Raw genomic sequence first — 22,373 nt, 5'->3', positions numbered from 1 at the left:
TGTTATATTTATTTTAAATCATAAGCACTTAAAACATTTTCATAAAGATAAAAAAAGCCGAGTTAGAACTCGGCTTTAAAATTAGGTATGAAATTATTTATTCACATCTTTCATTTCAATTTTTTTCGCATCTGGCCTGACTTCTCGTGCTTCGCCATCAATAATACTCGAGTCACGATAAGCTGAACCGCCCTGCTGTTGCTGCATTTCTTGCATCTGACGCATGATATCTGCAAATGGGTTTTGACCTTGAGCACCACCGCCCATGCCATTCATATCCCCCATCATGCCACCCATCATTTTTTCCATCATCGCTTGCTGACGTTTCATCATCACGTTCATCAGTGCACCTGTCATGGCTTTTTGCACTGCAGGAATAAGCAATAACACGGCAACCACGTCTGTCACCAAGCCAGGAATCAATAAAAGAAAACCCGCAATGATTTTTGGCAGATTGTTTGTTAATGCAGGATCTGCACCCATCTGGCCCGCTTGCATTTGCTGCATTTGTGGCATTAAACCTGCTGAATACTTACGAATCAGGCTCATACCAATAAAGAAAGCGGCAATAAACCAGAAGAACACGTACCACATGCTACCAACGAGGTCACCCACGCCAATCCATACGAAGACTTCGAGAATGACACCAGCTAATATAAAAAGAAATAATTTCATGAAAATTAATCTAATCTCAATAAAATGAATAAGGTGCAAGAATCAAGTGCTCAATCTACATCAAGCTTTTTTGATACGCTTATGTAACAATATGGGCATATTATTTTTTTTAAAGGGCAAGCATGTCATTAATTATTGGTATTGACCCCGGTTCTCGCCTCACAGGCTACGGTATTATTCAAAAAGAAGGTCAAAAACTAATTTTTGTCGATGCTGGCACCATTCGTACCGAAGCTGCTGATATGCCTGAACGGCTAAAACGTATTTTTGCAGGGATTGATCGTATTGTAAAATTTCATGGCCCAACCGAAGCCGCAGTTGAGCAAGTATTTATGGCACAAAACCCTGACTCCGCACTGAAGCTAGGGCAAGCACGCGGGGCTGCTATTGCTGCACTGGTAAACCTTGACCTACAAGTTGCAGAATACACCGCACGCCAGATTAAACAGTCGGTAGTCGGTTATGGCGCTGCGGACAAAGAACAAGTACAAATGATGGTGATGAGACTCCTAAACCTGAGCATCAAACCACAGCAAGATGCCGCCGATGCTCTCGCTGCTGCTATTTGTCATGCACATGCTTCAGGCAGTATGACCAAGCTTGCTGTACTCAATGCTCTAGGCGGTATGGCGCGCGGACGCAGCCGTAGTAGCTCTCGTCGACGCTAAGCTAAGTGTTAAGTGAGATGGTTTTTAAAGTCTTTACGCATTTCACGTACCGACGGTGCTTTGGGATAAGTTGCTATCAGCATTCTTCCTGAAATGCGTAAATTTTTCTTTTGGGCAGGATCGATACGAATAAAGACCAATTCTTCTGGCTCATTGCGGTGATTGATCTCACAAATCATAATGGTGTAGTTTTTTTCGATCACTTTATAGCGACCAAATGCCTGCTGTACGATTTGCTTAAAATTTTTCTGTCCACCTGCTGGTGCAAGTTGAGTATAAATCACCAACAGTATGCATGCACCAACCACCAAGGCCACCAGTAAGTATTTATCCATTCTTCCTCCTCTTTAATTAATAATTATCATCAATATATAACGATTTGATTTTTCCATTCATTAAGATAAATAAATTAATTCGGATGTATAAACTCATTCTTATTTATTCTTTCAGGCGTATAACCATTTGGAGCATTTAGAATAATTCCAGTTCCATGAATTGTATAACCATTTTCATGGTCATTACGGTAGACCCGATGTTGAGTATTACTTCTATAAAATTGAGTTGAGTATCCCCATAACCGCTCTAAGCCTTGCCATTCGCCATCTCCTGTTGCATATTCAATTATATACTCGCCTAGAGGCACCTTCATTTCTGTATTGCTAAATTTTGGAAGTTGAATGACTGCTTGTAGATTATTCGTAAACTTATCTCTTACCAAAAATACAGCATCTTTGTCACTTGTTTGAAATTGTAAAGTGCCTTTTTGAGCACCATCACTAGGAAACTTGATCATAATATTTTTTTCAAACGGTTGTGCATATTGAGTCTCAGATTCCTTTCTTTTTTGATCAAATATTTCAACTTCTTTCAATCCATTAATTGTTTCTTTTCCAGAATCTTGATTTATATAATTTTGTTTCGAATAATTTATAAGGTTCTTTTCATCATTTTTATAGAAAAATATAGCCAAGATAATAATCGCAATAAACAATCCGCCAAACTGATTTAGTAAATTGTTTTTATTATTCTTTTTCACTTCAGCCCCTTCAACATTCAAGCAAACAAAATTTAGTTAAGTGTATATTTTATAAAATAATATTAAAAGCCATAGATCTTATTTCTTGTCAAAATAATTAAATTAACAGCTCCATCATTTCGCATTTAACCAAGCCTTACCAAACACTCATAAATGATAGGTGAAGATAATTCAGTAGGGCTTTGTTGCACAAAGCTGTTCTTAAGGGCTTCTTCAGCAATATAATTTCCACATGAAGAAGCCTACACACAAAATCTACCGCACAACCAATTGGCCCGCATATAACCGAGCGCTCATTAATCGTGGGAATATTGCCATTTGGTTCGATCCAAAGACCCAGTGGTATGCACAATCACAAGGCAAGCATGGTCGAAATCAAACTTATTCCGACACAGCCATCCAATGCTGTTTAATGATCAAATCTTTATTCAGACTCTCTTTACGCATGGTCACAGGTTTTGTTCAAAGTCTGATTAACCTTTGCGGATTAAATTGGGCAGCACCAGATTACAGTACGCTTTGTAGAAGACAAAAGCATATTGATATTCAAATTAGCTATGAGAAGAGTTGCAATGGACTGCCTTGCGCAATATATTGCTCATCGTCGATTCCATGGGCTTGAAGTTTTTAGGTGAAGGTGAATGGAAACGTAAGAAACATCAGCCTGAATATCGTCGCCAATGGCATAAATTACATATTGGTATAGATGCTAAAACCCTGCAAATACACGCTATTCAGCTTACAACCAATAATGTCAGTGATTCACAGGTACTGATTTACTTAATCAGATTCCACAAGATGAGCGGATTGACTCTGTTTATACCGATGGAGCTTATGACACCAAGCAATGCCGTCAGATCATTGCAGATCGGCAAGCGCATGCGGTGATTCCACCTAGAAAAAATGCGAAACCATGGAAAGATACAAAGAGTAGCTCGCTAGAGCGAAATGAATTACTTCGAACAATTAAACGTTTAGGCAGGACACTATGGAAAAAATGGTCAGGCTATCATCGGCGAAGTTTGGTTGAAACTAAGATGCATTGCATCAAGTTATTAGGCGATAAACTCAGTGCTAGGAATTTTGACAGCCAAGTCAATGATATCCATGCACGCGTAGCCGTATTAAATAAATTTACAGAATTAGGCAGACCTCATACCCAAGTTGTAACCTAAATTTTAGCAACTTAGGAAAACTCTGTCATCAAAGGCTTTATGCAACAAAGCCTATTTAACATATCTCAGCTTTATTTAAACGTATTGATAAGTTTGATGAACTATAAATTCAGTAGTTACCAACATTAAGTAGCGCTTAATTTTCATATTGAATTCCACAGTTAAAATGCTATAAAAAAGCCCATCAAATGAGATGGGCTTTTTTAGTAAGTACAAATACTTACTTCATGCTTGCAAAAACTTCTTTCGCTGCTTGCAGGGTAAATTCAATATCTTCATCAGAATGAGCAGCTGAAATAAAGCCAGCTTCAAACGCAGATGGTGCAAGGTTCACACCACGGTCTAACATACCGTGGAAGAACTTACGGAATGCATCGATATCACACTTCAGCATTGAGTCGAAGCTGGTAATGTCTTCTTGATCGGTAAAGTACAAACCAAACATACCGCCTACTTGTTGCGTTTTAAAAGCAATACCCGCTTCATCAGCCGCGGCTTGTAAACCCACAAGCAGTTTTTCTAGCTGCGCTGTCAATTTTTCATAGAAACCATCTTGGCGCAGGTGTTTAAACATCTCAATCCCTGCACGCATTGCAAGTGGATTCCCCGACAGTGTTCCAGCTTGGTAAACTTTACCCAGTGGAGCAATACACTCCATCACTTCTCGTTTCCCACCAAAAGCACCAACGGGTAAGCCTGCACCAATAATTTTACCCAAGGTGGTTAAATCTGGAGTCACACCATAATGAGCTTGCGCACCACCCAATCCAACACGGAAACCAGTCATCACTTCATCAATGATAAAAACAGAACCATGTTCATCACATACATCACGAATCGCTTGTAAGAAGCCTTCGATTGGTTTGACTAGGTTCATGTTCCCTGCCACAGGCTCCACAATCACCCCTGCAATCTCCGAACCAAACTTTGCAAAGCACTCTTTTAAAGTGGCTATATCGTTATACGGAAGAGTAAGTGTGTGTTTGGCAAAGTCGGCAGGAACACCGGCTGAAGTCGCTTCGCCTTCACCGCTGGTTAACAAACCTGAGCCTGCTTTGACCAACAGTGAATCTGAGTGACCGTGGTAACAGCCTTCAAATTTTACAATCTTGTCACGACCTGTATAACCACGTGCAAGACGAATGGCTGTCATGGTTGCTTCAGTACCTGAGTTGGTCATACGAACCAGCTCAATTGACGGCATAATTTCGCAAATAATGTCAGCTAAAGTCGTTTCATGTACCGTAGGTGCACCGAAACTTAAACCATCTACTGCAGCATTTTGAACTGCTTGAATAATTTCAGGATGAGCATGACCTAAAATCATTGGTCCCCATGAGCCCACATAGTCTACATAGCGCTTACCATCCACATCGTACAAGTATGCACCTTGTGCCTTTTCAATAAAGACAGGCGTTCCACCTACGCTATTAAATGCACGTACAGGTGAGTTCACTCCACCCGGAATATGTTTGCTTGCTTGTTTAAACAATTGTTCTTGCTTTGGAGATAAGCTCATGAAGTTACTCAACTCAAAAAATAAAAAAACATCTAAAAACACTTAAGCTTTAGATGCAAATAAATCAGCCCACTGTTCTATACGATCAGGAATCGCAGACATTGATAGCCCTAATATATCACTAATCACTGCGCAAAGGTCGGCACCAGCTTCGATCACTTCACCTGAATTTTCAACTGTTAAGCCACCAATCGCACAAATCGGCACATTCAATTTGGCTTTGGCTTCTTTTAAAGTCTCTAAGCCAATATTGCCTGCTTCTGGCTTGGTCTCAGTTGCGTAAATTGCACCAAAAGCGACGTAAGTTGCACCTTCAGCAATCGCCTTTTCAGCCAGCTCAATCGAATTCAAACAGGTACGACCAATCACCGCATCTTTTGGCAGGCGTGCGACAGCTTCGGCAACTTCGCCATCACCTTGCCCTAAATGTACACCAACGCCATATTTAACGGCCATTTCTAAGTCATCGTTAATCACAAAAGGAACACGATACTCAGCGCACATCGCTTTCATATACTCGACTTCGTAAGCCTGTTCTTCTTTGGGTACTTTTTTACGGCGATACTGCAAAATGGCAACCTCACGTGTTGCCATTGCACCTTCTAATTTAGCCAAAAGTAGCTCTAAAGGATCATCATTTGTAATTAAATATAAACCGCGCATTTAACTCTACCTTTGGGTTATGTCGTTCTATTATAAAGCTAAAGGCTACTGATGCTTTAATGAATTGGAACTGAAAATGCGTTGCTTTGCACAAAAATCCCGCGACCAAGCTCAGGCTATGTAAAAATACCTATTGTCAGTGATAGTCGCCCCACCGCTTTCGCAGTTTAATGGATACAGAAAGCAACAAGAATAAAATAAAAATAACAACTTTATAACAAGAATAAGAGACACGCAGCGATCTGATACGGCTTTTTAGCTTTTTAAACCAGTGATGTTGAAATAACATCATAAAAGCTAAAAAGCCGCATATTTTATTTAAAATCCACATAAAAAAAGCCTAGAGAAGGTCGCTCTAGGCTTGGAAAACTAAAAGCACTTTAAAGTTCAAAGCACTTATATATTATTTGATGAAAATATAATCAACGACCTCATTATTAGAACATTAACTCATACTTTGCAACTGTTAATTTCAAGCTTTTAATAAAACTTTCATGATGACGTCACAAAGTGCTTCACTAACTTGGAATTTTATCCAAAGCACGATCTTGTAAGCTTAAATTTCCACGTAAAACATCGGAAAACATGCGCCAGTCAGAAATAAAACTATACAAAGGCTGTTTAAAACTAGCTGGCTTATTTTTTTCAAAAACAAAATGACCTACCCACGCACAGGCATATCCAGAGACTAAGCCATATATAAAATAACGCGGCTTGCGTTTAAGTATAGCTTTAGAGAAAAAGTACAGCCCAATCGAACTGCCCGCGACGTGTAGCCGACGACTCATGATGTTGCGGTGCTCTGTTAGATAAAAACGATAAAATTGGTGATAGTCCTTAATCGGCAATTGAAAATTAGGTTCAGCGTCATGTTCCTGTTTCGGTTCAACCTGAGCATTCATCTGTCATCATCCTGATAGTTTTTTACCAACATAGCTGAAAATATGCAATCTGCAAAGTGCAATCGCCTCTAGGCGCGTGTCCACTAAAAACAGAATTGTATTTGATCAATCTCACGCTGCAACTTTGTTTTATTGTGTCGTCAAGTCTTACATACTGTCTCTTTTTCGCTACAATCCAGTGGTCCATTGGTGTGCCTTTAGCGCACATAAAAACAAACTACAGATCATGCATCTCAATACATAAAGGCTTGGCATTGACCTAGCCCCTCAAATTAGGAATTTTTCATGGTTGAAATTGAATTAAAATTTCAGATTAGCGAAGCACGACGTACCGCCCTTCTTAAAGCTTTAGATCCTAAAAAATCTGAAACGATTCAACTTCAAGCCAAGTATTTTGACACGCCTGATCGCCTCTTGGCTCAACACGGCGCTGCTTTGCGTCAGCGTCTTGAAGGTACTCGCTGGATCCAAACACTCAAAGCCGCAGGTAAAAGTCATTTACACCGTTTTGAACATAATCATAATTTGGGTGAGTTAGAGTCATCTCCTGAACTGGACTTAAGCATTTATCAAGCTATTCCAGAGGCTCAGCAAATTTTAACCCAAGCTTTAGGCTCAGATGCAGCTGCGTTAAAGCTCACCTTTGAAACGGACATCCAACGTACCTATCGCGTCATTCAGTTTGAAGACGCTGAAATTGAAGTCTGTTTGGATGTAGGAGTGGTTCGTGCATCTGGTCGAGAACAGACCATCCATGAGGTAGAATTCGAACTCAAATCTGGCTCTGTTCAGTCACTTTTGGCCTTTAGTTTTGAATGGGTGAAAAAGTATCAACTATGGTTAGATGTCCGCAGCAAAGCCGAAATGGGTAACTTACTGGCGCTTGAGCAAACAGTGAGTCCAGCACGTTTTGAAAAAGAGTTTGTCTTATCGAAAAAAGAAAGTGCAGCACATAACCTGAGTTTGTTGATTGGCCAGCAAATGCAGCATTTACTGCCGAATATTGCTGCAATTTCAGCAGGTGTTGCTGAGCAAAGCCATATTGATCAAGCACAAACTGCTTTAGAGCACTTACAACTAACCTTAGCTTTGTTTAAGGACTGGAATAGCAATATTTCTGATAAATGGGCGATGCAACTTGCCGCATTCAAACATCAGTTTGATCATTTACAACATTTGCAGCATATGCAAAGTACCCTAGGCGCTTTTCTTCAGAATCCAACCACTACAGAAAATCTTGCCAAAGACATCCTATATGCTCAAGAAAAGCTTGGAAATTTAGTTAAATCGACCCAAAACGTCCATCATTATCTTGAGTTATTAACCTTTAGTTTAAGTTCACATGATCAGGTGCAAAAGCAGGATTTAAAAACCTATGCGCACAATACCCTGCAAAACCAATATCGACAGCTACAGGAAAGCTTAAATGCTGCGGATATTAGTCACTTTGAAAGCTTAGATGTATTGGCGCAGAAAATTAAGGAATTGAAGTTTAGCTTTCCTATTTTAACGTCAATTTATGATGTGAAAAATTTGCAGAAATACAGTAAAGCGTTGAATGATGCCCAACAAGCCGCACATGAATATCAAATCTTGGCGACTTCTGCTGCGTACATTCAACAGACAGAACTTGAAGCCAGTGATTGGTTTGTTTTGGGTTGGCTCACGGCAAAGCTTGAAGTTTATGCCGATAAGCTTTTAGAAGCGACAGAACAGTTCTTAGTCAGCCGTAAATTCTTAAAATAACGCTCTATATACCAAAGCAGTCATGTTAAATACATGACTGCTATCCATCCTCCACAAGGCCTGACAAGCCGAAAACCACGATAGAAGATCGTGGTTGGTATATCTAAACCACTAATTTATCTATGACAAAGCGGCCTATTATCAGAACAATACAGGCTTTATATTCATTTTTATTCTTAAAAAGTAAACCTATACATTCCTACTCAATGTAAATTTATTATCACTTCGATGTAACCATCTGTACTTATTAACTCTGCATATTTCTGACCACCATCTCATTTTAAAAGTGCCATCTAGCCCACTATTTCTGCTCTTTTAGCTGATACCTATTCAAATCTGGTCTTTTTTTACTCAATTTAGCATATAGTAAAACGTAGATTGTCATGAGTCAGGGCTATGCAAGAGATTGAGTTTAAGTTTCAAGTTCCAGTTAAGAAGCGTAAGGCATTGCAAAAAGCTTTTACACTGCTCAAGGCTGAGCCGATTCATTTAGCAGCCCAATACTTTGATACAGCGGATCAAACACTTGCTAAGCATTGCATCGCGATTCGACGTCGGCAGGAAAATGATGAATGGAAACAAACCTTCAAAGCAGTGAACAGCGCAAAAGTATTGAGTCGCTTGGAACTTGAATTTGATATAGCGCCACCTGAGACGACTACACTCGACTTAGATAACTATAAAGATTATTCCGCTATCTACAAAAAATTAAAACGCGCTTTGGGGCTTCCACTTCCAACCCTTGAATTACTCTTTGAAACCAACATCCAACGTTTACGCATTTTGCAGGATGTTGGAAATAGTACAGTTGAAATTGCACTTGATATTGGAAAAATTTTTGAAGCACAAAACAATGTTGATATTTTCGAGATCGAATTTGAATTAAAACAAGGATCAATAGAAGATCTGATCGCATTTATACGACCTTGGGTTCAAAAATACCAACTGAGTCTCGACACACACAGTAAATCTGACTATGGCCTTCTAGCTGTTCGTCAGCAAAGTTACTTTTCTGCGCAGTATCAAACACCTCTTGTACTGAACAGAAGCTCAAGCGAAGTTGAGGCTCTACAAAGCATAGTGGCCAATTGCTTACAGCACTTACTTCCCAATGCCAGTTCAATTGCTCGACAGCAGTACTCCAGCGAGCATATACACCAAGCCCGCGTGGCAATTCGCCGCTTGCGTAGCGCACTAAAAAGTTTTGCTGCATGGTCGGACGCCATTCAACCACACTGGAAAGCGGAACTCACCACTATTTTTCAAGCCTTAGGTGGAACACGTGACATCGATGCCTTAAATGAAGATTTACTCCCCCAACTGATAGAGGCTGGTTATCCTTTAGACCATCTTGCTCCAAGTACAGAAGCCATCACTGATGTCTGTGCCCTGTTCCAACGACCAGAAACGACGCAACTTTGGCTTGAATTAATTTTATTTACAGAGCAAGAACTAGATTCGCCTTCAAAAACCAAACTGAAAAAACATGCACTCAAATTGATACATGCTTTACACCATAAAATATGCGCACATGCCGAGCACTTCAGCCAGCTTGAGGATGAGGAAAAACACCGCATTCGTAAACAAGTCAAACAACTGCGTTATAGCATTGAGTTTGTGGCATTTTTACTCGATGCAAAAGCATTAAAAACCTATTTAAAAAAACTCAAAGCAGTTCAGGAAAACTTAGGGCACTATAATGATTTAGTGGTTGCAGAAGCTTTATTTCAACAAGCCCCTGAACCAGAAGCCGCTTATAGTTTTGCCACAGGATGGATCGCCGCGGAAAAAAATAGAATGCTGAAATTGGTTGAACAACAGCTGTTGCTGCTCAGTCAAACCAAAAAGCTGAAATAGCCTTTAAACCAAAATATACATCAACAGTGAAAAGCTCTTCTATAAGTGAATTTCCTGCCGACACTTAAGTTAACGATACTTTCCGTACACCTTCCACGTATTGTTGTCTGCTAAGGGGTCGTTATAGCTATCACTGCGCTGTTTACGTGGTTTGTCTCGAGCATCGACCAATTCAAAGTGTGCTTCGGTACTTAACACGATACCATTTACATAAAATCGGGTACGGGTATATTCACTCTGTCCGTGTTGAAAGACATAGGTTCTGAGATCAATAAACTCACGATGAGCAACCAAGGCGGCATTATCATCGCTGTCCAACCAAGCGCGCATGGCTTGGACTTGCTCTGGTTCAAACTGCCCACATTTTTCGATTAAGCTCGCAATGCCGCGAAAACTTTTAGACTCTTTGGCGCGGGTTTTATTAATCCGAATACGATCGACATGAAAATAAAACAGCGGTAAATTCAAATGACTAGGTAAATGAATTGCATCCAATACATCTTCTTCCATAAAGGGTTGGAACAAGTCTTGTGCCCGCTCAATCAAACCCGTCCACTGACGGTAGTAATCCTCAACTTCCGCTTTCGTGCCGTAATAGATTGGTAAGCCTTCAACATTGGCTAAATTTTGTGGTGGCCAAATGTTTTGACGCAATAATGCAATATCACTTTTTAAACTTTGTACCGCAATCGCGTCTTGCATGGATATTCTCTATTTTATTGCTTAGGCTATTTTTAGATTAAGGCAAAGGTTTAGTTTCTGCAAGGCTTTGCCTATAATGCAGTCTGAGTTATTTATGTATTTTAGGACAAGTTCATGGTTCAGAAGATTGAAGCAACAGATGTAACCGAAGAAGAAGCGTTGAATGCTGCTTTTTTTGAACGTGCAGATGAATTTATTAAGCAAGCCAACGATTTTTGTCGCACTGAAAAAGGTTCACAAGTGAAACCTGCTGAAATACGTGGCCAAGTAAGTGCCGCGATGTTGTTTGGTACAGCCCGTTTTAACACGTGGGTGGCAGCCAACAACTTTAAAGATGGCGATGAAATGCGTGAGGCCAAAGAGCAAGTGATGTCTTATATTTTGCAGCAGTTCCAAATGATGCTTGAAGACAACTATGACGAATATTGTGAACAGTTTGAAAACTACCTTCGTTTCCGTCATAACGAAGAATTTCATGCCAACAAGCATGACCACAAACACGATCACTGATCAATCAAAGCCTGCCTTGCGCAGGCTTTTTTCATTTCGTCGTATTTGAAACGAAATACAATGTTGCAACACCTCAATTTACAGTAAGGTAATCGCTAAGGAATATGACTTAGGGAAGAACATGCAGCATTTGGACTTTGCACTCATCGATCCACACATCCACCAGTGGGACCCCTATAACATGCCACATGCAGCGGCTTTGGCAGTTAAATTATTGGGCAAGCATCCTAAGCTTTTGGACAAAATGGTTCGTTTGGTGAAACCTAAAGACCTGATTGAAACCATCGGTCTAACCCGTCATATTACACGTCCTTATTTACCTCATGACTATAAACGCGATACTGGCCCATATATAGTAGAACAAGTGGTGCATGTCGAAGCCAGTTGGCATCACAGCAAAGGCAAAGGTGTGGTTGAGGAAACTCAGTTTATCGAGTCTTTAGCTTTTGGGGTAGATACCGTCAAATTGGGTGGCATTGTCGCAACAGCTGACCCACGTGATCGTAACTTTAAAAAGATCCTAAAATTACACCATAAAGCTTCACCATACTTTCGTGGTATTCGTAAAATGGCGTCTTTTCATGAAGACAAAGCAATCCATGCGTGGACAGATGAGCCTCACTTATATCGCAATAAAAAATTTCTCAAAGGCTTCGAAGTACTGTCCCAATACAACTTGAGTTTTGATGCTTGGGTTTATTCGACACAGCTTGAAGATGTGATTTATCTGGCCAAGCAGTTCCCAGAAACGTCCATTGTGCTGGATCATTTGGGTACACCCGTAGGTTTATTTGGCCCAATTGGTGCGAATACAGGCATGACACAAACAGCGCGGGAAAATATTTTCTTCCGTTGGAAAGATGACTTCGCTGAACTTGCAAGCTATCCGAATGTCTATACCAAAATGTCAGGGCTTTTCATGCCTGTATTAGGACATCGTTTTCATAAAGAAGGTCGACTGGCTTCCAAACAAGAAGTCTTTGATCTTGCGCATCCCATGATTACACATGCCCTCGCCTGTTTTGGCACCTATCGGGTGATGTTTGCCTCTAACTTTCCCATGGATTCGGTGAGTACATCGTTGGTGAATATTATTGATGCCTTTAGTGATGTTGTCGCAGCCTATGACCCTGAGGCTTTAGAGCGCGTATTCCATCACAATGCCAAACAGTTTTATCGGCTTTAATTGAAAATAAGAAAACTAATTCCTAAAAGCTATAACAAAAAGAACCCCTCAATTTTGAGGGGTTCTTTTTAGATGAAAACTGAAATCTTTACTTTTTCAGCGCTGGTTGCACTTTGCCATATTGGTCAGCCATCACTTCAACCAACTGATCCAGCTTAATATACTTCTGAATCACCGCATCAACATCGGCTTTACTGATTTTAGCCAATGCTAAATCACGTTGTTCACGATCCAGTAAAGTACGATTACGCTTCATTTGAGGAATCAGCATGCGATGGATATTGCGACTATCTTCAAGTGCAGTCACACGCTTTTTCAAAATATCAGCCTTGGCAGCTTCTACTTCCTGTTCAGTAACGCCTTTTGCCAATAACTCATTCAACACTTTATACACTGCCTGAGACACTTGAGCCGATTTACCTGCGCTATAGTTTGCATCAATCGTCAGCGCTCCTGACTCCGTCCAGTCATCCAACGAAATACTACTGCCAAAACCATAGACCAAGGCATTCTTTTCACGTAGCTCTTGCGCCAAACGAGAAGATAATTGCGACTCGCCTAAGATGTGCTCGAGTACCTGTAAAGCAGGTGCATCTGGGTGGTATGTGCCCACAGGGAACGTCATAATACTCTGATAACTACCAAACTCACGCTGCTCTGACAGTGCATGTACACGCTGCGCTTTATATGCAGTAAAGTCAGAAGTAATCCGCTGATAAGGTGCTGCCGAATTCCAGTTTGCAAAAGCCTGATTTAGAGTCTTTTTCATCTTTTTCGTATCAATCACGCCCGTCACCGAAATTTGCGCATGATTCATTGCAAAAAACTGCTGATACAGCTGTTTAACCTGTGCTTGCGTTGCTGCTTGATACTGCTTCTTGGCATATTCAGGTTCAAAGTGATGTCGAATATCCCCAATTGGATAAGTTTCAAGTAAACGCGCAATGGTTAAAGCTGCTACAGTTTCAGGCTCAGTATAAGGTCGATCTAGACTTGCTAAGCTTTGTGACTTAATCAAATCAAACTGGCTTTGTTCAAAAGTTGGATTTTTAAGGACATCTACAACAAAGTTAAAAAATTCATCAAACTTTTCTTTCTTCGCCACGATTGAAATATTGATGCCGTTACCATTACTTGCTGCACTTGCACCACCACCTGCGTCGATCGCCTGATCAGCAATGTCTTGCAAACTATATTGAGTTGACGCTCTGAGCAGTAAATAAGAAGTCAGGTCTAACAACTCTGCTTTATTAAACAAACTTTCTGCCGTACCAAAGTCAATTGAAATAGTGGCATAGGTCTTATCGTCACGCGTGGTATTTGGGTACAGCGCATATTGCATCCCATTTTTCAACTTGCCACGCTGAATTTGTTTTTCAGCACTTTCTAAATATTGCTTTGAACTTTTTACATACTCAGCAACTTCCGCTTTATACACACTTGCATCTTTCAATGGCTCTTCAGCCACTGCTTGTTGGTCTAAAGTTTTTGCTGGGGTCGCTGCTACCGCTTGTTCAAGTGCTTTTTTCTGATCTTCTGGGGTCGGTAAAATAGTGCCTGAAATACGATGCTCGGGTACTAAAAAGTCATCTAAACGTTGGTTCACATCAGTAACGCTGAGCTGTTGTAACTGTTGCTGATCTTTAAAGTATTGTGTCCAATCACCATTGGCAGAAACCACATAGTCACTGAGCATGCCTCCGACCGCCGTTGCGCTGCTAAACATGCTTTCTTGAGCATTTTTAATCATACTCTTTACACGGTTGAGCTCAACCTCATTAAAGCTTGGTGTCTTTTCTACCCCAGTAATCAAAGCCGACTCGACTTTTTTCACATCATGGTTGGGGGCATAAACTGCGCCCATAAACACCATATTGAAATCTTGGTCTAACCATGTGGTCGACTGAACAGCTGTCGCCGTTCCCGTTTCTACAATGCTTTGGTACAAATGTCCACTGGGTTGCATGGTGTATAAATACGGTGACACCGCCAGCGCAGTCTTAATGTTCTCATTTTTACCATTCAGGTAAATATTATATTTGGCTAAGTTACTGCCTTTTTTCACCACAAACTGGCGTTCTTTAATCTTACTGGCATCTAAGACAGGCACTTTAACTTTCGCAGGCACAGCACGCGCTTTAATCGCACTAAACTTTTCATCAATCTGCTTCAATACAGCTGCTTGGTCAAACTTACCTGAAATGACAAACACCGCATTATTCGGTGCATACCAGTCACGATAAAACTTATTCAGCTCAGCCATTTTGATTGACTGTAACTCATTTAAATCACCAATCGGTAAACGCCCTAAATATTGATTGCCATAAGCGGACTTCCACATCTGATCCATGAGTACCGAAAATGGCTGATCCATACGGACTTCACGCTCACGTTTCACAATCGCGATTTCAGACGGTACATATTTTTCTTGGAGCACCAAACCATCCATACGCTCGGCTTCAAGATGAATCAGCTCATTAATCGCATTTTGTTCAGGACGAACTACATTAATATATTTGGTTGAATAATAGTCCGTGCTGGCATTATTCATTAAACCGTATTGATCTAAACGACGCTGAAACTCGTCCCCTGGAACATTTTTAGTTCCCTTGAACGCTAAGTGTTCCAATAAGTGCGCTAAACCACCCTTACCTTTTGGGTCGTTCAATGAACCAGTCAAATAGACCATATTCATATACACTTTATTTTCTTTATCGTTTGGCGCAAGAATAATGCGTAAACCGTTATCTAATTTATATTCTTCAATTTTCTGTTCCGATTTTACCAATACGGGTTGTGCCCATACTGTGCCCCCAAAGCCAAGTAGCAATACCGACAAACTCAATGTTTTAAAACGCATTAACATTATTTTTCCAAATAATTCGACAAAATATGAATGATTCTCAACATCATAGAGGAAAGTTAAATTATTTTTATAGTAATTTGGTGAAAAATAGCATTTTAATCAATGCTTATTTTTCACCAGTAGTTTTAATTTAAAAGAATTACAACTTAATCTAAGTAAAGTTCAGCCGTCATATATAACTTGGCATAGCCAGAAATTTGGATCCGTGTTTCAGACTGAATATCACAGTAAAGCAATCCACCACGGCTCGATGCCTGATAGGCAATCAATGAGGTTTTACCCAACTTCTCCGCCCATAGTGGTGCAAGACCTGTATGCATGGAGCCTGTCACAGGGTCTTCATTGATGCCTTTATGCGGTGCGAAATAACGCGCGATATAGTCATAGTCTTGAGACGTTGAAGTCAGGGTAACATCCAAGTTTTCAGCAGTAATCGCAGTACTGACTTTATGCTTTTCTGCCAGTTGACGAATTTTATCTAAGTTCGGTTTGGCATCCTTAACAGCCTGCTCAGACTCACACACTAAAATATAAGCCTGTGGGTTTAAATAGACTTCTTTAATTTCACAATCGACCAATTCATGAATTTCCGCAGGATAGTCTTCTAACTTTTGCGGTGCACGAATTGGAAAATTCATATGAATCTTGCCATCAGCATCTTGATCAATGATAAAAACACCCAAGTCTTTTACATGAAACTGGATACGTTTAGCATCGGTATAATCCCGAAACAGGACGAAACTACTAGCTAAAGTCGCGTGCCCGCAAAAGTCCACTTCAACCTGAGGGGTGAACCAACGAATTTCATAGTTTTCAGCATCAATCACTTTCACAAAAGCCGTTTCTGCCAAATTATTTTCCAAAGCAATATTCTGCATCAAATCTACTGCTAACCATTCATCACGTACAATCACAGCGGCAGGATTACCTTTAAATAATTCAGTTGTAAAGGCATCGACTTGATACATTTTCATCGTTTTTCTCCTAAATTGAAGCTTTATTTTGCAAAAAACTGAGTAAAAAAGTAGATACAGTTTTTAGTCATTTATGGATACACGCCCAATAAAAAGAAGCCTAATCATGAAGATAGGCTTCTTTTCAGTTCATAAGCTATATATTTCTCAGCTTAGACTTCTTTTAAGTCCACATTGTCTTGCTCAAAAATACGCTTATCCGTTTGACCTAAGACTTGGCTGGTCACGACACCTGCGGTCATAGAACCATTCACATTCAAAGCCGTACGCCCCATATCAATTAAAGGCTCAATTGAAATAAGCAGTGCAACCAAAGTCACAGGCAAGCCCAGCATCGGTAGGACAATCAGTGCTGCAAATGTTGCTCCACCACCTACACCAGCCACCCCAATCGAGCTCAAGGTCACGACACAAACCAAAGTCAAAATCCAAAGTGGATCGAGCGGATTAATACCCACTGTCGGTGCAACCATAACAGCCAGCATCGCAGGATACAGCCCTGCACAGCCGTTTTGCCCAATGGTCGTACCAAATGATGCTGAAAAGCTGGCAATCGACTCTGGTACACCCAGACGTCGTGTTTGCGCTTCAATATTTAAAGGAATACTGGCAGCACTTGAACGGCTAGTAAACGCAAAGGTCAGCACAGGCCAAACCTTTTTAAAGAACTGAATTGGGTTCACGCCTGTGAGCGCCAAAATCACGGCGTGCACGATAAACATAATCGCCAAGCCGATATAAGACGCAACCAAGAAGCCACCTAAGTTTAAGATGTCCGCCATTTTAGAGTTGGCCACAATATTGGTCATGAGTGCGAACACACCATAAGGCGTGAGCATCATAATTAGACGCACCAACTTCATGACCCACGCTTCCAAGATGTCAATTGCAGACAACAGTTTTTGCCCTTTCTCAGCATCCGCTTTCATGAGGTTCAAGCATGCAATGCCTAAAAACACTGCAAAAATGACTACACTGATAATTGAGGTTGGATGTGCCCCTGTCAGCTCGGCAAAAGGATTGCTCGGAATAAATGACAGAAATAAATCAGGCACTTGTAAGTCAGCGACTTGCCCGACATAGTCAGTTTGAATTGTATTTAAACGTTCAGTTTCTTGTGTGCCTTGGACCAAACCTGCCGCAGTTAAGCCAAACAGATTGGTCACCGCCACACCGACAAACGCAGCAATCGCTGTGGTAAATAGCAAAGTCCCAATACTGATAAAACTAATTTTACCCAATGAACCCGCATCGTGCAGCTTAATCACAGCGCCTAAAATGGAAACAAATACCAAAGGCATCACCACCATTTGTAGTAGTTTGACATAGCCTTTACCGACCAAATTAAACCACTGTACCGACTCTTGCAGTACAGGCGAATTCGTACCATAAAACCCATGTAAAGCGAGACCAAAAACAATACCGAGACAGAGACCTGCCAGTACTTTCTTCGCTAAACTCCAATCGGTTTTACGGGTTTAGCCCAGTAAAAAAAGCAATGCAATAAAAATGATGACATTGACGATTAAGGGGATATTCATATTGTTTCCCTAAATGATGCTGTCATAATTATAAATCAAAATTTAAACGGGCTTACTGTTTTGCGCCATATTCCACACTGAATGTACAAATTTAGACTGAATTGGCAGTTTTAGAATGTGGTATAAAGCATTTAAACGGCTGTTAAAGTGTTCTTTTACATGAATCAATCTCTGCTTAATCCTCACATTCTACCCGTCCCTTTAGAAAAAGCATATCGGCTACTCAACCACGGCCCAACCGTGCTAGTTTCCAGTCAAGATGATAAAAGCACCGATGTCATGGCCGCGGCTTGGGCATGCGCTCTAGAGTTTAGCCCAGCCAAAGTGACGGTTGTACTGGATAAATCGACAAAAACCCGCAGTATCATTGAAAAATCGGGTTTGTTTGCGCTGCAAGTCCCTACACTTAAACAGCTGAAAATGGTCTACGCACTAGGCATGATCAGTCAATATGATGCTCCTGAAAAGTTACGTCAGTGTGGGGTCGAACTTTTTCAGTTTGGTCACAGCCCAATTCCAGTGGTTGAAGGCTGTAGTGCATGGATTCTGTGTGAACTCATTCCTGAACCGCATAATCAGCAGCAGCATGACTTATTTATTGGCAAAGTCATTGCCGCTTATGCCGATGATCGGGTTTTTAGAGATGGGCATTGGTACTACCATGAAGCCGCAGATGAATGGAAAAGCATCCATCATGTTGCAGGCGGGCATTTTTATACCATTGGTGATGCCGTGGATATTAATGTACTTAAAGATACTGATTAAATTGACTTCGCCTTTACTCGCTCGACTAAAGGCAGACATCACCCGATTGTTTTATTGTAAATTTCATCTTATAGTTCAAGTGTATTTTTTAAACAAATAGTCAAATTATGATGAACAGGACGTTCTCAAGCACCGTACAGCTTAGTCTCTTTCTCTGCCTGAGTATGTGCTTGGGAATTGGCATCTTACGTTTTTCTTATACCGCTCTACTGCCGTCCACTCGCGAAGCCTATGAATGGTCACACAATTTCGCCAGCCTACTCGGTAGCGCCAATCTGCTGGGCTATCTGATCGGCGCATTTTGGGCGATGAAGTTGCCACAAAATGCAAAAATGCCGATCTATATCATTTTTGCTGCGCTCTTTGGTTCAATCAGCCTGTTTGCCTGTGCATTTGCGCATTTTAACGAAGTTTGGTATTTGGTGTGGCGCATCATTTCAGGTATAGGCGGTGGTTTGCTGATGATTCTATCGCCCAGTATTGTGGCGCAGTGCAGTGAGTTACAGCACCGTTTTAAAATTAATCTCATTGGATTTAGCGGAATAGGAATTGGTGTATTGGCAGCCACGCTGTTTATGCCGTATTTAGACCGTATTGCAATCAGTAGCGCATGGTTCATTCTCTGTAGCTTTGCATTTGTCATTACATTGTTATTATGGATACTGGTTCACCCTTTCCAAAAGCAACTACACAGTATCCCTACAAGCCAGCCCCAAACTCATACAGTGAATAAAATTTACTATAGTTTACTCATTGTTTATGCCTGCAGCGCCTTTGCGTATATTCCCCATTCTTTGTTTTGGATTGATTACTTAAGCCATGTTTTAACGCTAAATTTATATTGGATCAATTTTAACTGGATTTTATATGGCCTAGGCAGTGCTCTAGGTGCTGCGACAGCTTATGCTTTAGCGCGTAAATTTGGCAACTTTCTGGCTTTAAAGATTTTATACAGTGTCTATATTGCGGCAGTTTTTATTGCGGTTCTGAGTTTTTCGCCTGTATTTACGCTCCTGTCTTCATTTCTCACAGGTCTACTGAACCCTGCGGTAGTCTTTCTCACCTCCTACACCATCTTACAACTCTACGGCTTGGCCTATAAAAAGTTGTGGAGTATGGCGACACTTAGCTTTGCAACGGTCCAACTGGTCGGTGGTTTAAGTTTTAGTACCTTGCAGCATTTGGGTTGGTCATATCACTTTCAGTTTATGCTTGCTGCGGGAGTTCTCGGTTTAGGAACATTGCAACTATTTTACTTTACCCGTAGGACATCCACCTCCAATCCAACAACTAAAAAAGAGGCCTTTTAAGCCTTCGCATTGAAGAGAATCAAAAAAGAATTAACCTACTTGCGTTAGTCGGGCGCGTTATAGAGGGTCATCCATGTTAAATACGTAGTGATATTTTTAACTTACTCCTAAATATTACAAACGTAAGGTGTAAGAATAAGAAAAGAACCTAATTGATATACCCTCTATGACCAATACAATGAACGCATTCAAACTTTTACAGCTTTAGATGAAAGCTCTGTTATTCAATGCATTTAAAGTTAAATACGGATAAGGATTCACAGCTCCTTTTCCATTCCTATAAATTCCATAGTGCAAATGTGGTGGCGTATTCTTGGCATTGCCAGTGTTTCCGACATAACCCAACACCTCTCCTACTTCAACCCAATCACCCGTTTGAATATTAGGCGCATAAGCATCTAAATGTGCATAGTAGTGACGGCTTAAGTTTGGTCCCATTACCCATACCACTTGTCCACCTAAACTATTGATGCCGACATCCAAGACAATACCTGATGTGGCACTTAAGACAGGTGTACCACGTTTAGCGAAGATATCGATACCTTGATGTTTTCGTCCCTGACCACGTGCAGCCCCCCAAGTATCTTGTATCTGCTTATGACTTACACCTTGTACAGGCACATTTAAATTTTTCTCTAAAGGTGTCTTATATAACTGCCAATATAAATATGGATAACTCAAACCTGCTGCTTCACCCGAAGCGGGTGGCTGACATCCACTCATCAACAGACTTGTACTTAAAATAGCTCCACTCAGAACTAAACGAGACATGATTCAACTACTCAGCTAATTTTTAGATATTAAAATAAGATAAAGTTACCTTTTCATACTAAATGCCTCATATATTGAAAGATATCTTATATATGTAACGGCAAAGCCCTCATATAAAATGAGGGCTTTGCTTCGAATAAACCACGTAAAACTACTTACGCTTCTTCAGTTTTTTCTCTAAGGCTTTCAGCTTAGACTGATGCTTAGAGATCTGAACCGTACCGGGTTTGTCGGAGACTTTTTATTTAAGTTAGGCCACCTGACCTAACTGGTTAATTTTATCATAGTACATTGCTTCAAAATCAAAAGGTGATACATAATCTAGCGCACTATGTACACGTTCTTTATTGAACCAATCCACCCAGTTTAGTGTCGCAAGTTGTACATCCGCTAAACCTTGCCAATCTGCTTTTAAATATTCAATCACCTCTGTTTTGTATAAGCCATTCACCGTTTCAGCCAAAGCATTATCGTATGAGTCACCCGTTGTACCGACTGATGCTCGTAAATTTGCTGCTTCTAAACGATTGGTATAGCGAATGGAAAGATATTGAACACCTCTATCGGAATGATGAATCACATTCTTTGGCATGCCTCGATCGTGCAATGCTTGCTCAAGTGCATCGAGTACCATATCTGTATTCATCCGTGTAGATACTTTCCATCCAACAATTGCTCGTGAGAACACATCAATAATAAAGGCGGTATAGACCCAGCCTGAATGAGTTTGAATATACGTAAAGTCACCCACCCATAGTTGGTTTGGATGATCAGCATTAAAATTACGTTTCACTAAATCATCTGCCCGTTTTTGGTCATCTCGGCTACGGGTGGTTTTTTTGTTCTTACCACGCCAAACACCTTGTATACCTAGCTTTTGCATTAATCGAGCAACAGTACAGCGCGCAATAATATAGCCTTCACGTTTCAGTTTTTGCCAGACTTTACGTACACCATACCGACCTGAACTTTCCTTCCAAATTCGTTTAATTTGTTCAGCATGATGCTCATCATGTAGATCTCGTTTCGCTCGATGTTCTGGATTGTCAGCGAGATCTAAAGTCCGGTAATAGGTTGAAGCTGCAATCGGTAAAATTCTACAAATCGCTTCAACACCATATCGATCTTTATTGTTATGGATAAAATCCACCATTATTTGTGTGGGCGGTCGAGCTCCGCCTGGGCGAAAAAAGCGGCTGCTTTACGTAGAATTTCATTGGCACGCTTTAATTCTTTAATTTCACGTTCCATTTGCCTCATTTTTTCTTGATCAGATATCTGTTGTACTTTAATAGGATTTTGCTGATCTAAATGCTTTTGATGCCAGGCACGAAGTGTTTCAGGAGTACAACCAATCTTAGGCGCAATTGCTGTGATTGCAGCCCAAGTAGAAGGATAATCTTTTTCAGATTCAATCAATAATTGAACCGCTCTTTCTCTGATTTCAGGGGTATATTTTAATTTTGTCATCGGGGTAGTCTCTCAGAATATTGACTCTCCGACAAAC

General features: G+C 40.6%; 18 protein-coding genes, 2 pseudogenes and 1 other annotated feature. Of the genes and pseudogenes, 8 read left to right on the top strand and 12 right to left on the bottom strand.

Translation table 11 applies throughout. The annotated features are described in order from the left end of the window. Positions 1-93 precede the first annotated feature (93 nt). Entirely contained in the window at positions 94-675 is a 582-nt protein-coding gene (locus HUK62_RS07660; protein WP_176537532.1) for an FxsA family protein, read from the bottom strand. Positions 676-797: 122 nt separating this feature from the next. Here HUK62_RS07660 and ruvC point away from each other — a divergent pair, with 122 nt between their 5' ends. Then, positions 798-1,343: a crossover junction endodeoxyribonuclease RuvC gene (gene ruvC, locus HUK62_RS07655; protein ID WP_004984936.1), complete on the top strand. Its 546-nt coding sequence runs from the start codon at positions 798-800 to the stop codon at positions 1,341-1,343. An 8-nt stretch (positions 1,344-1,351) separates the two neighbouring features. Here the strand turns inward: ruvC and HUK62_RS07650 are convergent, their stop codons facing one another. Continuing rightward, positions 1,352-1,678, bottom strand: a complete 327-nt coding sequence (locus HUK62_RS07650) for a hypothetical protein (RefSeq protein WP_125281366.1) — start codon at positions 1,676-1,678, stop codon at positions 1,352-1,354. A gap of 74 nt (positions 1,679-1,752) precedes the next feature. Continuing rightward, complete coding sequence (locus HUK62_RS07645; protein ID WP_125274206.1) at positions 1,753-2,379, bottom strand: hypothetical protein; 627 nt, start codon at positions 2,377-2,379, stop codon at positions 1,753-1,755. A gap of 232 nt (positions 2,380-2,611) precedes the next feature. On the opposite strand from HUK62_RS07645, the pseudogene HUK62_RS07640 reads away from it, so the two are divergent. Then, a pseudogene (locus HUK62_RS07640) lies at positions 2,612-3,554 on the top strand (IS5 family transposase). A gap of 220 nt (positions 3,555-3,774) precedes the next feature. Here the strand turns inward: HUK62_RS07640 and hemL are convergent. The 3 genes from hemL to HUK62_RS07625 all read right to left on the bottom strand — a co-directional run bounded on the left by hemL (position 3,775) and on the right by HUK62_RS07625 (position 6,638). Then, positions 3,775-5,073 (bottom strand): glutamate-1-semialdehyde 2,1-aminomutase, encoded by a 1,299-nt coding sequence (gene hemL / locus HUK62_RS07635; protein WP_176537531.1) that lies wholly within the window; start codon positions 5,071-5,073, stop codon positions 3,775-3,777. 42 nt (positions 5,074-5,115) lie between these two features. Continuing rightward, a complete protein-coding gene (gene thiE, locus HUK62_RS07630) occupies positions 5,116-5,736 on the bottom strand; it encodes a thiamine phosphate synthase (protein WP_176537530.1) in 621 nt (206 codons plus the stop codon). Positions 5,737-6,254: 518 nt separating this feature from the next. Further along, the gene (locus HUK62_RS07625; protein WP_005401111.1) at positions 6,255-6,638 is read right to left on the bottom strand and encodes a DUF962 domain-containing protein; all 384 of its coding nucleotides are present in this window, start codon (positions 6,636-6,638) and stop codon (positions 6,255-6,257) included. Positions 6,639-6,923: 285 nt separating this feature from the next. On the opposite strand from HUK62_RS07625, the gene HUK62_RS07620 reads away from it, so the two are divergent. Continuing rightward, positions 6,924-8,384 (top strand): CYTH domain-containing protein, encoded by a 1,461-nt coding sequence (locus HUK62_RS07620; RefSeq protein ID WP_176537529.1) that lies wholly within the window; start codon positions 6,924-6,926, stop codon positions 8,382-8,384. 396 nt (positions 8,385-8,780) lie between these two features. Continuing rightward, a complete protein-coding gene (locus tag HUK62_RS07615) occupies positions 8,781-10,241 on the top strand; it encodes a CHAD domain-containing protein (RefSeq protein WP_176537528.1) in 1,461 nt (486 codons plus the stop codon). A 69-nt stretch (positions 10,242-10,310) separates the two neighbouring features. Here the strand turns inward: HUK62_RS07615 and HUK62_RS07610 are convergent, their stop codons facing one another. Beyond that, on the bottom strand, positions 10,311-10,943 hold the full coding sequence (locus HUK62_RS07610) for a hypothetical protein (protein WP_176537527.1): 633 nt from the start codon (positions 10,941-10,943) through the stop codon (positions 10,311-10,313). Positions 10,944-11,057: 114 nt separating this feature from the next. On the opposite strand from HUK62_RS07610, the gene HUK62_RS07605 reads away from it, so the two are divergent. Continuing rightward, positions 11,058-11,453 carry a DUF3144 domain-containing protein gene (locus HUK62_RS07605; protein ID WP_078424984.1) on the top strand — a complete coding sequence of 132 codons (396 nt, stop codon included), beginning with the start codon at positions 11,058-11,060 and terminating at the stop codon, positions 11,451-11,453. A 121-nt stretch (positions 11,454-11,574) separates the two neighbouring features. Next, positions 11,575-12,639 (top strand): amidohydrolase family protein, encoded by a 1,065-nt coding sequence (locus tag HUK62_RS07600; protein ID WP_176537526.1) that lies wholly within the window; start codon positions 11,575-11,577, stop codon positions 12,637-12,639. A gap of 88 nt (positions 12,640-12,727) precedes the next feature. Here HUK62_RS07600 and HUK62_RS07595 read toward each other — a convergent pair whose 3' ends face one another. From HUK62_RS07595 to HUK62_RS07585, 3 genes and pseudogenes are all read right to left on the bottom strand, one after another. Continuing rightward, complete coding sequence (locus HUK62_RS07595; protein ID WP_176537525.1) at positions 12,728-15,505, bottom strand: pitrilysin family protein; 2,778 nt, start codon at positions 15,503-15,505, stop codon at positions 12,728-12,730. Between the two features lie 146 nt (positions 15,506-15,651). Continuing rightward, the gene (locus HUK62_RS07590) at positions 15,652-16,479 is read right to left on the bottom strand and encodes a PhzF family phenazine biosynthesis protein (protein WP_176537524.1); all 828 of its coding nucleotides are present in this window, start codon (positions 16,477-16,479) and stop codon (positions 15,652-15,654) included. Positions 16,480-16,631: 152 nt separating this feature from the next. Further along, a pseudogene (locus HUK62_RS07585) lies at positions 16,632-18,020 on the bottom strand (L-cystine transporter). A gap of 159 nt (positions 18,021-18,179) precedes the next feature. Here HUK62_RS07585 and HUK62_RS07580 point away from each other — a divergent pair. Continuing rightward, entirely contained in the window at positions 18,180-18,785 is a 606-nt protein-coding gene (locus tag HUK62_RS07580; protein WP_176537523.1) for a flavin reductase family protein, read from the top strand. A 107-nt stretch (positions 18,786-18,892) separates the two neighbouring features. After that, positions 18,893-20,095: a YbfB/YjiJ family MFS transporter gene (locus HUK62_RS07575; protein WP_218015313.1), complete on the top strand. Its 1,203-nt coding sequence runs from the start codon at positions 18,893-18,895 to the stop codon at positions 20,093-20,095. Between the two features lie 204 nt (positions 20,096-20,299). Here the strand turns inward: HUK62_RS07575 and HUK62_RS07570 are convergent, their stop codons facing one another. Continuing rightward, positions 20,300-20,866 carry a M23 family metallopeptidase gene (locus tag HUK62_RS07570; RefSeq protein ID WP_176537521.1) on the bottom strand — a complete coding sequence of 189 codons (567 nt, stop codon included), beginning with the start codon at positions 20,864-20,866 and terminating at the stop codon, positions 20,300-20,302. Positions 20,867-21,116: 250 nt separating this feature from the next. Then, a protein-coding gene (locus HUK62_RS07565) for an IS3 family transposase (protein WP_139113547.1) occupies positions 21,117-22,336 on the bottom strand; the annotation gives its coding sequence in 2 pieces (ribosomal slippage) (positions 21,117-22,060 and positions 22,060-22,336; 1,221 coding nt in all). After that, positions 21,945-22,061, bottom strand: a sequence feature (AL1L pseudoknot). It overlaps the preceding gene by 117 nt. Positions 22,337-22,373: the final 37 nt, after the last annotated feature.

The sequence above is a fragment of the Acinetobacter sp. NEB 394 genome (assembly GCF_013374795.1).
Taxonomy (GTDB): Bacteria; Pseudomonadota; Gammaproteobacteria; order Pseudomonadales; family Moraxellaceae; genus Acinetobacter; species Acinetobacter johnsonii.
Note: the sequence above shows the minus strand (reverse complement) of the source record. Positions and strands in the feature narration are given on the sequence as shown.